We start from the raw sequence: 12,941 nt of genomic DNA on the forward strand, positions 1-12,941 counted from the left end.
AAATTACTTCATGCTATTTATTTCAATGTTATATTTTTCAATTTTGTAATATAAGTTTCTCACCGATACATTCAGTGCTTTAGCAGTAGCCGTCTTATTACCATTATTCTGCTCTAAAACGTTTTGAATTATATTTTTTTCATACTTTTCAACCTGGGTTGCAAGATCTTCATCGACTTGAAACGGAAGTTCTGCTAGGTTGACCATGGGCTTGGCCGTATTTTCTAATTGAGGTAAATGCTTTCCATCAATTTGGACTTCATTGTAGTTCATGAAGATGATGGCTCTTCCCAACACATTTTCAAGCTCCCTTACATTCCCGGGCCAATGATAATTCATAAGCTTATCCATGGCCAAAGCCGTCACTCCCTCGACGTTCCTTCCGTAATCCTGATTGATCTTTGTAATCAGGGTTTCCGTAATGAGTGGTATATCGGATTTACGCTGCCTTAACGGAGGAATTTGAATCGGCATCCGGTTGAGGCGATAATACAAATCTTCCCTGAAGGATCCATCGGCTATTCCCTTTTCAAGATTTACGTTCGTAGCGGCAATGACCCTGACATTGATTTGAATCGATTTCGTCCCTCCGACCCTCACAATTTCATTTTCCTGCAGGACCCTCAATAATTTCGCTTGTGTATTGGCACTCAGTTCCCCAATTTCGTCAAGGAAGATACTTCCATTATTCGCCTCTTCAAACAATCCGCGTTTCCCGCCACGCTTTGCCCCGGAAAAGGCGCCTTCTTCATATCCGAATAATTCGCTTTCCAACAGGTTCTCCGATAATGCTGCACAGTTGACCCTGAGGAATTTATTGAATTTACGGTCACTCGCATTATGTATGGCATGGGCAAATAATTCCTTCCCGGTCCCCGATTCTCCGCGGAGCAGGACGGTAGCAGGTGTTTTCGCGCCTAGTTTCGCTTGCTCTATGGCGATCATCATTTCCTCTGAGTCACCAATGATATCCTCGAACATATACTTCGCTTCAAGGGTTCGGATGATCCTCCTCGCCCGGTCCAACTCCTGGGTGAGAGATTGTATTTCCGACATGTCATGAATGACGCCGACACTCCCCTTAAGCTTATTGTTTACAATGATGGGGGCAACATTCACGATGACTTCTTTACGGTTGGGTCCTACCCGCATCCTCGTGCCACGGATCGCTCTCCGTGTTTGCAGCACTTTCAAATGGATACTCTCCCCTTCAGAGATATCCGCCGTCGCAGGCTTACCGATCACTTCCTCCCGGGAAAGTCCCGTGATCCTCGTGTAAGCAGGGTTGATCATAATTCCCTTACCCTCTTCATCGACAACTGAAATCGCATCATCACTGGAATGGATAATGGCTTCAAGCATCGTCTGGATCTCTTTGAGGTTGGTGATTTCCTCTGCCAGATTCACTACTTCTGTGATATCTTTAAATACTGAAAAGGCACCGATGATTTCATCCTGCTCCGTGATCATCGGAATCCGGTTGGAGATGATCTTCAATCCGTTCCCAAGGATGACTTCCTGATTGATTTCTGTCCGTCTTGTTTCAATGGTTCTGGTCAGCCTGCTCTCAGGTATCACTTCAGAAATATGAAGGCCCATCACTTCTTCCTGGTGTTTTCCGATCATTCTCTCTGCACTTTTATTAAACAGCATGACAATGCCTTGATCATCGATTCCGACCATGCCATCATCAGTTGAATTAAAGATAAGGTCCCTTTTAAAGGACTCGCTCGTCAATTGATGGATAAGATCCTCTTTTTCTTCGAGGAGCTTTGATATAAGGAAAGCCACACTCCCAGGGATGAGAACCGTATTCTTTCCACGGTGATCCCTAATTTGTTCAAACACTTCCTGTTCACCCGTCACCTCGATGACGATGTCTACGGAGTCACTGAGGAATGGTCGCCAATCTGTACCGACAGGGATGCCAAGTTCCTTTGAGAGCTTAATGCCTGAAGCGTTTTCATTTACATCTACAACAGCGATCACTTTCATGACGGAAACCTCGTGGAGGATCTGCAGGATGGCTGTTCCACCCTTACCACCGCCGACAATTAGAACCTCTTGCAACTTTCTTCACCCCGACACCTGCAATTTTTTTCACATCCATAATGTTACACTACTTTTCGAAACTTGACAATTCTCTGCTTGGAGTTAGAATTTTAGTAAGGAAACGAAAAGGAGTTATGCATCTCATGGTCCGTCTTATTGCACTGATAATCATGTTGGTCCCCGGAGCATTCGCAGCTCTCGGGATTAAGTTGATGAGAGATATGTTATTCGGGATCCTGCAGCCTCCGATCCCTTATCTTTGGCTTCAATTCATGATCGGGTTAGTCTTTTTTGTCTGCGGTCTGGGCTTCATTGCAGGTTTCGTCCTGCATCGTGACCGAAAACGCAATAAGGTTCAGTCCCGATTCAACAAGAAAGGCTAGCGCTATGTATGCGCTAGCCTTTCTTATTTTCCCTCAGATTCCATGCTTTTTCAGGATAATCCGTTACAAATGCAGTACAGCCCAGATTCAGTAATCTTTCCATTTGATCCACCTTATTCACCGTGTAAGGTCTGACACCAATACCGTTGTTCATCGCTTCTATGATCATCTCATCCCTTATCGCTTTCAAGTTGGGGTGTATCGCTTTCGCCCTTATTGACTGGGCATAAATCCAGGGCATGAATAAGCGTGATGAGTAAAGGGGCGCGATTTCAACAGCGGGCTCTAAACGGTAACAGGCCACAATCGAATAATGATTAAAAGAAGAGATGATAATCCGGTCCTCGTATCCAAACTCCTTGATCAGTCCGATCACCTTCTCTTCCAGACCTTGATAATCCATGATACTGTTTTTTAACTCGATATTACAAAGAAGGTCATTTCCCTTTAGCCACTGAAAGACATCCCTCAATGACGGAACGCGATTTTTCTTGAATAGTTTACTTTTGAATTTGAAATTCGCCTGGAGCTTTTGAATTTCTTTTAACGTATAATCTTTGACGAACCCTTTTCCATTGGTCGTCCGGTCGACGGTTTCATCATGTATGACGACCATTTCTCCGTCTTTTGTCAGCTGAACATCCAATTCAATTCCGTCCGCCCTCACTCGCTCCGCTTCATAGAAAGCTTCCATAGTATTTTCCGGGTGGGTACCCGCAGATCCACGATGAGCAAAAATCAGCGTCATGAGTTCACTTCCTTTGTTTTTCTATATGTAGATTGACTCCATTATATACTTATTTGCACCTTCCTCAAAGAATGTACCCTTTAACGCCTATCATCAAAAAAACCCTGAGGGACTCAGGGTTTTTCGCGTTTTATGGCGGCATTTAATTAGAACCAGCGGCAGCGGCAGCAGCGGCGGCGATTGTCCATTTCTCCTGCTACATCGTTTTCCCTGCAACGGCGAACAGCTCTGCAGAAATCTTCTCCTCTGATATAAGCTTTGACAGGAACTCGGAAGTTGTTGTCGGAAGCCCCTGCAACATCATTGTTTCTGCAACGGTCATAGGATCCTCCTACATCGTTATTATCACGGTAGTATCCCATAATTTCACCTCCCCCTATTTTGTTTTTGCACTACACTTTATCTTATGATGCAGGGGACAGGCTGTAAGGGCGAACCACCATTTTTGAATAAAAGAGGCGATTGTAATAGGGTTTGATGAGGCTTTGGGAGGACAAGCAGAAGAAAATGAGCAAACAAAACCCCCTGACCCGAATAATCAGAGGGATAGTCATATGAAAATTTGGATGATGCTTGTATTATTCCTTACTCTTTCAAGAAGCCATATGCTCCAGGCGCAGTTTGTCCGCTACCATGGCAATGAATTCACTGTTCGTTGGTTTTGCCTTAGACATGCTGACGGTGTATCCGAACAAAGAAGAAATGGAATCAATATTCCCTCTGCTCCAAGCCACTTCGATGGCATGACGGATCGCCCGTTCCACACGTGATGCGGTCGTATTGTATTTCTTAGCAATATCCGGGTAAAGGACCTTTGTGATGGACCCGAGTAACTCGATATCGTTATACACCATAGAGATGGCTTCACGTAAATATAAGTATCCTTTAATATGTGCCGGCACGCCTATTTCGTGGATGATGCTGGTGATGCTTGCATCCAAGTTCCTTGGTTTTTGTTCTGTATTCATTCTGGATGAGGAAGGTTTTTTGATGATTGAGTTTGATTTACCGCTGACTTGTCTGATATGACTCACTAGGTTTTCCATATCGAATGGCTTTAAAATAAAATAAGAAGCTCCAAGGTCGACAGCTTTCTTCGTCACATCTTCCTGACCGAAGGCCGTAAGCATGATGACGTTTGGAATTCCCTTCTTTTCACGAAGTCGTTCAAGCACCGCCAGCCCGTCCAGGTGAGGCATGATGATATCCAGGACCAGGACATCCGGATCGACTTCCTCCAATAAATCTAAACAATCTTGACCATTATGGGCAATCCCTACTACTTCCATATCATTTTGCGAAGCAATGTAGTCCTCCAATAAAGACGTCAGCTCACGGTTATCATCCACAACACATACTTTAATCGATTTCACTACAGGTTTCCTCCTCAATCCTAATTAATTCATCTCTGTAATTTTATTCTAAATTACTTTTTCGACAATGCAACCTAAATTCCTTTTATTTTTGAAAAAAACTTGAAAATTATTATATTTTCTTCGATTTTCTAACGATTTCTTTATATTTCGACCCTATTCGATATTCACGATTCGTTTTGTCGAATATTCTTTATTTTATCAAGGATCAACTCTCTTTGGCAAACGGATGTAAAAAGCACTACAAAAAAAAGAACCCTTATGAGTACCTGGTTTCGGTACTTTCGTAAGGGTTTTCCACTTTCAGCTTGCCCGGTTATGATCTTTTTTATAAATATCGATTCCTGCTTCACTCAGCATCCATTCAATGTGGACCCCATATCCACTGGTTGGGTCATTGACAAACACATGGGTGACAGCCCCGATGACCTTCCCATTTTGAATAATGGGACTTCCGCTCATCCCCTGTACGATTCCACCTGTTTTCTTGAGCAACTCGGGATCCGTCACTTTCAAGACCATCCCTTTTGTTGCGGGATACTTTTGAGGGATGGTACTGACGATTTCAATATCGTACATTTCAACTTCTTTCCCATCCACAACGGTCAAAATTTGTGCCGGTCCTTCTTTCACTTGATGAGACAGTGCGATTGGCATCGGCTTATCCATCAAGTCGTTTTCAATGGACTGATTCAATTCACCAAAAATCCCAAATGGACTGTTACGCTTAATATTACCGATGACGTTCCGGTCAGACGAAAAGCGGGCCAGTTTCTCTCCTGGTTTTCCATCCGTCCCTTTTTGAATCGAAGTGACTTCAGAATTCACGATTTCCCCGTTTTCAACAACGATCGGTTTCTTCGTATCCATATCTGAAATCACATGGCCGAGTGCTCCGTATTTCTTCGACTTTGGATCATAAAATGTCATCGTCCCGATCCCTGCCGCCGAATCACGGATATACAGGCCTAATTTATAGTTTTTGTCCCCTTTTTCCTTCAAAGGAAGCAATTGTGTCTTCACGGTCTTTTGATCCCGCTTGATGACGACGTCTAGAGATTCCGCTTCTTCTCCTGCCTTCTGTACAAAAGGAGCAACATCGGCAAGTTCTTCAATCTTCGTTCCATTAATTTCAGTAATCATGTCCCCTACCTGAATCCCGGCTTTTTCGCCGGGTGACATCTTCCCACCATCGGTTTCCACCAGATGATGCCCAACTACTAACACCCCGACAGTATTTAATTTCACACCGATGGATTGTCCACCGGGAATCACTTTGAAATCTTTCAGTACTTCTACATCGACCTTTTTGATGGGCAGGCCGGCAAGCTCGAAGACCACTTCGTCCTTACCTACAGAGCTTCCCTGGATGGAAAGCTGGCCTTTCCCTTCTTCCAATTGAACATGCTCATTATGCGACGAACCCATGGTCGTGACGGATGCAGCCTTAGGGAGAGCAACTTGATCCCCTTCCATCATCCTTACAGAGTTCGGAGTATTGACAAATTGTTGAACCGGTTTGTAAAAACCAATAAGACAAAGCGAAACAAGGAGAATTCCACCTATACATTTCCTTAACCAATCTAAACTCAATATATTCACTCTCCTCGCTTCTAATCCACAAACACTTACTATTGGCTACAGTTTTAATTTTGCCTTTAAAAGCCACATTTATAACTGGTAATCATGAAAAAAAAGCTACCCGAATTGGATAGCTTTTCATGTCTCTTTAATGGAACCGGCCAGTTGCAGTAATTCCTTTGCATGCTCAAGCGTCAGATCGGTTATTTCCACTCCTGAAATCATACGTGAAATTTCCCTGATCTTATCTTTTTCCTGAAGACGCTTCACCATGGTGCTCGTCCTGCCTCCTGACATTTTTTTCGAAATGAACAAGTGACAATCGGCCATGGCTGCCACCTGAGGCAAGTGAGAGATGCACATCACTTGTGAATGGACGGCAACCTGGTAGATCTTTTCAGCAATGGCCTGGGCGACCCTGCCGCTCACACCTGTATCAACCTCATCAAAAATGATCGATGTAATCCCTTGATGCTTTGAAAAAATGGTTTTAAGGGCAAGCATGATCCGTGACAGTTCCCCACCTGAAGCCACCTTCGATAACGGCTTCAACGGCTCTCCTGGATTGGTGGAAATATAAAACTCAACCGTATCCCAACCATCCTTCTTAAAATCATGAAACGAAAAGGATTCGTTTTCCCCGCTTTTCACAAACCTGACTTCGAATTTCGTCTTATCCATATACAGCTGCTTTAACTGTTCGTGGATACTGGCGGTCAATTTCTTCGCCCACATTTTTCTAGTATCGGATAGGTTTTTCGCCTCCAGGGATAGATCTTTTTCAAGTGAATGTAATTTACTTTGTAATTGTTCAACATGGGAATCCTTATTCATAATCGTTTCGATTTCTTCTTCGATCTTAGAACTATAGGCAAGAATCTCTTCTACCGATGATCCATATTTTCTCTTAAGACCATTGATTTCATTCAATCTTGCCTCAATCAGGTCCAGTCGATTCGGCTCGAATTCAAGCATATCCAATCCACCCCTGACTTGATGGGCAGCATCTTCAAGGATATAATACGCATTCGATACGGATTCAAGCGTCTTTGCATACTGAGAATCGACTTCTGCAGCGGTTTCAAGATGGCTCATGGCGAGTCCTGCCCAGTCCATCCCCTTTCTTTCACCTTGTATGCTGTCATACGAGGTTTGAAGCGCTTCGAATAGCTTTTCAAAGTTCATCAGTTTCCGCTTCTCTTCCTGCAACTCTTCATCTTCTTTAAGCTGAAGATTCGCATCTTGGATCTCTTTCAGCTGAAATTGAATCAGATCCAAGCGATGAGCCATCTCCTGTTCATTATCATTCAATCTGTTCAGCTGCTTATAGATGGATAGATACTCTTTGTATACTTGTCCATAACTGGATAAACCGGATGCAATATCCTTCCCTCCGAATTGGTCCAATAAGGAAAGATGAAGGCTTTCATTCATGAGTTCCTGATGTTCGTGCTGCCCGTGGATGTCAATAAGGGATGCCCCGACTTCCCTCATGATGGCGATCGTCACCAGCTTCCCATTAATTCTGCAAACACTTTTCCCCGTGCTCGAGATATCCCTTCTGAGGACGATCATACCTTCCTCGATCTCGATCCCGAAGTCTGCCGCTTTCTGAAAGCAGGGATGTGTTTCATTATCAAGAATAAATAACCCTTCAATTTCCGCCTTCTTCTCCCCATGCCGTACATACTCAGAGGAGCCTCTGCCGCCAACAAGTAAATGAATGGCATCGATGATGATCGACTTACCCGCACCCGTTTCACCTGATAATACAGTCAATCCTTCTTCAAACGAAAGGGAAAGGGAATCGATAATGGCGAAATTTTTGATTGATAGTTCTTGTAGCAAAACATTCACCTCAAATAAAAAGGAACTTTCCCCTCAAAATTTTGAAAAAGAAAAGCTTCCTATTGGATTTTGTATAAAGGGCTGACCATAAGCCCCGTGATATTGATCGTTTACAGCATATCTAAAAATCGTTCTGAAACGACTTTCGTTTCTTCTTCCGTCCGGCAAATAATCAAACAGGTATCATCCCCGCAAATGGTCCCGAGAATCTCTTCCCAGTCCAGATTATCGATTAATGCCCCGATGGCATTAGCATTTCCGGGTAACGTTTTCATCACCAGCATATGCCCTGCCTGATCCACTTTCACGAACGCATCCGTCAGTGTACGCTTTAACTTCTGAAGTGGATTAAAGCGCTGATCTGCCGGCAAGCTGTATTTGTATCTGCCATCCATCAGCGGAACCTTCACAAGATGGAGCTCCTTGATGTCCCTGGATACGGTTGCCTGCGTCACATTAAACCCTGCATTCTTCAGGCCTTCCACCAGCTCATCCTGCGTCTCCACATCTCTATTCGTAATGATTTCCCTGATTTTAATATGTCTTTGCCCTTTGTTCATCATAGAACATACACCTCTTACATTTGATTAAAGCCTGTATAAATATACCTCTACGCTTATGTTAGCCTATTTCGTTGGGAAGTACAATAAAAAAGAAAAGCGGAGGCGGCTCGTTTAGAGGCGACAAGCATAAGACGAACATCCCACAAAGGCGTTCTTTGCCTTTTTGGGATGTTTGGCTTGTGACTCGAGCCTCTAGCCGCCGAAGCTGGACAATAGAAAAGCGGAGGCGGCTTGGTCAGGCCCGACAAGCATATGGCGAGTAACCCGGAAAGGCGCTCTTTGCCTTTTTGGGTTACTTGACTTATGACCTCGAAGGACTAGCCGCCGGAGCTGGACAAAAGAAAAGCGGAGGCGACAAGCATAAGGGAGCAACCGATTAATGGATATTTTCGACTTTTGGAGATATATTATCAACTTTTGAAGATATATTACCGACTTTACATAATATATTATCGACATTGTCCATTATATTATCGACTTTCCTTCCAGCGCATTTATCAATCAACGTTAAAGGCATTTCCCATAAAAAAAGCCACTCTCCTAAGAAGAGTGACCCTGTCATTACTGCTGTGTTTTTGCCTTAAATTGACTATGCGCTTCATCGATCACGTCATCCGGTGTGGTGGTAAGGAGGGACTCCCCTTCACCCTCCTGCCCCGGCCATCTCAGATGAATGAGGAATTCTATATTCCCATCTCCGCCTGTAATGGGGGAATAAGAAAGACCTGCTATATGATAGCCTTCTTTGCTAGCTAATGTCATGATTTTTTCGATGACCATTTTGTGTACGGCAGGATCCCTTACGATTCCTTTTTTCCCGACCTGATCCTTACCCGCTTCGAATTGCGGCTTGATTAAAGCGACACAATCCCCTCCAGGTATCAATAGGGTTTTCAGGACAGGCAATATCAATGAAAGGGAAATGAAGGAGACATCGATGGAAGCAAAGCTTGGCATCTCCCCTTGAAGATCCGCCGGGGTCACGTATCGGAAGTTCGTCCGTTCCATCACCACGACCCGTTCATCCTGTCTTAGCTTCCAGGCTAATTGGTTGTATCCTACATCAAGAGCATAGGACATTTTTGCGCCATTCTGGAGGGCGCAATCCGTGAAGCCGCCAGTGGAAGCACCGATATCGATCATCACTTTACCGTCCACATCCACATCGAAGACCTGTAGAGCCTTCTCAAGCTTCAAACCGCCACGGCTCACATAAGGAATCACTTTCCCTTTCATTGTAAGGGGGATATCTTCACTTACTTTTTCCCCGGGCTTATCCAATCTCATTTCATTGGAATAAACAAGACCCGCCATGACAGCCCGCTTCGCTTTTTCTCTTGTATCAATCAATCCACGTTCTACCAGAAGTACATCTACTCGTTGTTTTTTTACTTTCATCATTAAGCCCTTTTTTGTTTTTTTGGTGTGATCGTTAAAATGCGATCCACTATGTTTTCTTTTGTCATACCGATTTCATTCAATAATTCCTTCACACTGCCATGCTCGATGAAGTAATCAGGAATACCGATCCTGTCGATCACGGCGTCATGGAAGCCCTGTTCCTGTGCGAATTCAAGAACACCACTTCCGAAACCGCCTTGAAGAACCGCTTCTTCGATCGTCAGCACAGGCATCTCTTCTTCCAGGATCCTTTTCAGCATGATCTCATCCATCGGTTTGATGAAACGTGCGTTTACAACCCGGACCGAAAGTCCTTGTTTTTCCAGGTCTTCTGCCGCTTCCATGGCCATCGGGATCGTCGTTCCGAAAGTCAGGATCGCTGCATCGGTTCCCTGTTTCAATATTTCCCACGTTCCAATCGGGATCGTTGTAAGTTCCCCGTCCATCGGTACTCCATACCCGTTTCCACGTGGATAACGCAGAGCGATTGGACCGTCATTATATTGAAGTGCCGTATTGACAAGGTGCTGACCTTCATTCTCATCTTTCGGCATCATGATCACCATATTCGGTAAATGTCTTAAAAAGGCGATATCGAATACCCCTTGATGGGTTTCCCCGTCGGCTCCGACCAACCCGGCACGGTCGATCCCGATAAAGACGTTTAAGTTTTGGCGGCAAATATCGTGAACCACCTGATCGTACGCCCGTTGCAGGAAGGTAGAATATATGGCTAAGAACGGCTTCATATCCTGCGTGGCAAGACCTGCAGCTACCGTTGTGGCATGCTGCTCGGCAATCCCCACGTCGAACATCCGATCAGGGAATTCCTCCGCAAATCCGAGAAGTTTGGAGCCGACCGGCATTGCCGGGGTAATGGCCACAATCCGTTCATCCTCACGGGCAATCCTTCGGACCGTTTCACTCACAAGGCCACTCCAAGAAGGAGGTGCATTCACGGGCTTGATCAGATCCCCGGTATCGATCTTGTAAGGTCCGGTACCGTGCCACGTTCCTTCTTTGTCCGACTCTGCAGGATGAAACCCTTTTCCTTTTTTCGTGATCACGTGTAAAAGGACGGGTCCTTTCGTTTTCTTCGCATATTGAATATTTTCAGCAAGATCATTATAATCATGTCCATCGATCGGTCCAAGGTATGTAAAACCAAGCTCCTCAAAGAACATTCCGGAAACGAATAAATACTTCAAGCTGTCCTTCACCCGTTCTGCTGTACTGGCTAATTTGCCGCCGACAGCAGGGATACGCTTAAGGATATATTCCATTTCATCCTTCACCCAGTTGTATTTGCCAGCTGTACGCAAACGGCCAAGTACACTGTGAAGGGCCCCTACATTCGGAGCGATGGACATTTCATTGTCATTTAGTACAACGATCATGTCCTTCTTTTCATGACCGATATGATTAAGTGCTTCAAGTGCCATTCCACCAGTCAAGGCACCATCACCGATCACAGGGATAATATATGAATCTTCTTTCTTGACGTCCCTCGCGATCGCCATACCCATGGCTGCCGATAATGAAGTGGAACTATGACCGGTTTCCCATACATCATGCTCACTTTCATTCCGTTTCGGGAAACCGCATAACCCCTTATATTGACGGAGGGTGTCAAACTGACAGGCCCTGCCGGTTAATATCTTATGGACATACGATTGATGACCAACATCCCAAAGGATTTTATCTTTTGGACTAGAGAAATGCTTATGAAGGGCAACGGTTAATTCGACCACCCCTAAGTTTGGACCAATATGACCGCCGGTTTTGGAAAGATTCTTGATCAGGAATTGGCGAATCTCTTGGCTGAGCTCTTCTAATTGTTCATTCGACATGCTCTTTAGAAAAGAAGGCTCCTTTATTGATAATAGATCCATGGGGTCCACTCACTTTCATCACTAAATATTTTGTTTCTCACGTTTAAAACCTTTTTTCTTGTTTTTATCTTTTTTGTCTTTTTTATCTTTGATCAGGACGATATGAAATCGGTCTTCAAGAAATTGTAGAACTTTACCAACTCTAAATATTATATCCTTAGAATAGGTGATAGCAAACGTTTTTCCAAGCGCTTTGCCTCCGACTGTCAAGGAAGCGATGATACTTGTCAGGGTTACGCTTACGATATACTCCTTCAAGGACCCTCCCTTGAGGTGAAAGGAAACCGCCAGTTGTACCAATACAATGGCTGATGCGGTCCCGCTTATGATCCCTGAAATATCACCGATCACATCGTTACAGAAGCTTGCGAATCGATCTGCGTTCCGTACAATTTTGATTGAATATTTCGCTCCGTATACCTTTTTGGCCGCCATGGCGTGAAAAGGGGTTTCATCAGCTGCAGTTGAAGCGATTCCCAGCATATCAAAAAAAATCCCGATGAAGACGATGATCAACACGACTACGAGCCCTGTAAACCATGCGACCCCATTTAAAACCATATTGGAAGTAACTGAAAAAATAGCCGCTAACACAAATGTGATAACGGCAATGCTGACACTCCATTTTATTGAGTTTTTCATTGTTTCATTCATTATCGTTTAAACACACCGTTTCTACTGTGTAAATAGTTTGGTTATATGTAATTGGGGGGTCATATAAAGAGTAAAAATTGCAGCTTAGGTCCAGTAGGTTTTCCCAATCAGGTACCGGATGTTGCCATACCGGCGGTTTCCCATTAAACCCGACTTAGCCGCGTCACCACAAGCTAGACTGGATTACCACTTAGTCCGCACTATAATCCTCTTTATATGTCCGAATATGAACAGTCTAGGAGTTTTCCTCAACAGTCCTTAACACAATCCTTAGCCTCTTTTGCAAAGAGGATTTCATATGGGCGAAAAAGCACATATCAATGGCCAACTGATGTGTACCCTGTAACCATAATCCCCTCTCTCTTCACTCAAGGCAGGCTACGCTGCTAGTGAATCATCACATCGCAGGTTCATACTTTGTTCTTATTGCATATGCTTTAAAGCCA

11 protein-coding genes are annotated in these 12,941 nt (G+C 44.2%); 1 reads left to right on the forward strand and 10 read right to left on the reverse strand.

Annotated elements, in window-relative coordinates; all coding sequences use genetic code 11:
- Positions 1 to 3: 3 nt before the first annotated feature.
- Positions 4 to 2,070: a sigma 54-interacting transcriptional regulator gene (locus M1J35_RS17060; protein ID WP_254651804.1), complete on the reverse strand. Its 2,067-nt coding sequence runs from the start codon at positions 2,068 to 2,070 to the stop codon at positions 4 to 6.
- Positions 2,071 to 2,195: 125 nt separating this feature from the next.
- On the opposite strand from M1J35_RS17060, the gene M1J35_RS17065 reads away from it, so the two are divergent.
- Complete coding sequence (locus M1J35_RS17065) at positions 2,196 to 2,435, forward strand: DUF2627 domain-containing protein (RefSeq protein WP_034758056.1); 240 nt, start codon at positions 2,196 to 2,198, stop codon at positions 2,433 to 2,435.
- 13 nt (positions 2,436 to 2,448) lie between these two features.
- On the opposite strand, the gene M1J35_RS17070 is transcribed toward M1J35_RS17065, so the two are convergent.
- The 9 genes from M1J35_RS17070 to M1J35_RS17105 form a co-directional block, all read right to left on the reverse strand.
- Positions 2,449 to 3,183, reverse strand: coding sequence for a glycerophosphodiester phosphodiesterase (locus M1J35_RS17070; RefSeq protein WP_254651805.1), 735 nt, complete (start codon positions 3,181 to 3,183; stop codon positions 2,449 to 2,451).
- A 196-nt stretch (positions 3,184 to 3,379) separates the two neighbouring features.
- Positions 3,380 to 3,505 (reverse strand): hypothetical protein, encoded by a 126-nt coding sequence (locus M1J35_RS22730; protein WP_256503906.1) that lies wholly within the window; start codon positions 3,503 to 3,505, stop codon positions 3,380 to 3,382.
- Positions 3,506 to 3,776: 271 nt separating this feature from the next.
- Positions 3,777 to 4,556 (reverse strand): sporulation transcription factor Spo0A, encoded by a 780-nt coding sequence (gene spo0A, locus M1J35_RS17075; protein ID WP_034758050.1) that lies wholly within the window; start codon positions 4,554 to 4,556, stop codon positions 3,777 to 3,779.
- Positions 4,557 to 4,859: 303 nt separating this feature from the next.
- A complete protein-coding gene (gene spoIVB, locus M1J35_RS17080; protein WP_034758047.1) occupies positions 4,860 to 6,149 on the reverse strand; it encodes a SpoIVB peptidase in 1,290 nt (429 codons plus the stop codon).
- 126 nt (positions 6,150 to 6,275) lie between these two features.
- Positions 6,276 to 7,985, reverse strand: coding sequence for a DNA repair protein RecN (recN, locus tag M1J35_RS17085; protein ID WP_254651806.1), 1,710 nt, complete (start codon positions 7,983 to 7,985; stop codon positions 6,276 to 6,278).
- A gap of 110 nt (positions 7,986 to 8,095) precedes the next feature.
- Entirely contained in the window at positions 8,096 to 8,545 is a 450-nt protein-coding gene (ahrC, locus tag M1J35_RS17090; RefSeq protein WP_034760580.1) for a transcriptional regulator AhrC/ArgR, read from the reverse strand.
- Positions 8,546 to 9,109: 564 nt separating this feature from the next.
- Positions 9,110 to 9,946: a TlyA family RNA methyltransferase gene (locus M1J35_RS17095; protein WP_224521057.1), complete on the reverse strand. Its 837-nt coding sequence runs from the start codon at positions 9,944 to 9,946 to the stop codon at positions 9,110 to 9,112.
- A 2-nt stretch (positions 9,947 to 9,948) separates the two neighbouring features.
- Positions 9,949 to 11,841: a 1-deoxy-D-xylulose-5-phosphate synthase gene (dxs, locus tag M1J35_RS17100; protein ID WP_254651807.1), complete on the reverse strand. Its 1,893-nt coding sequence runs from the start codon at positions 11,839 to 11,841 to the stop codon at positions 9,949 to 9,951.
- 21 nt (positions 11,842 to 11,862) lie between these two features.
- Positions 11,863 to 12,495: a hypothetical protein gene (locus M1J35_RS17105; protein ID WP_034758036.1), complete on the reverse strand. Its 633-nt coding sequence runs from the start codon at positions 12,493 to 12,495 to the stop codon at positions 11,863 to 11,865.
- Positions 12,496 to 12,941 lie beyond the last annotated feature (446 nt).

The organism is Rossellomorea sp. KS-H15a, from assembly GCF_024195245.1.
GTDB classification, from domain to species: Bacteria; Bacillota; Bacilli; order Bacillales; family Bacillaceae_B; genus Rossellomorea; species Rossellomorea vietnamensis.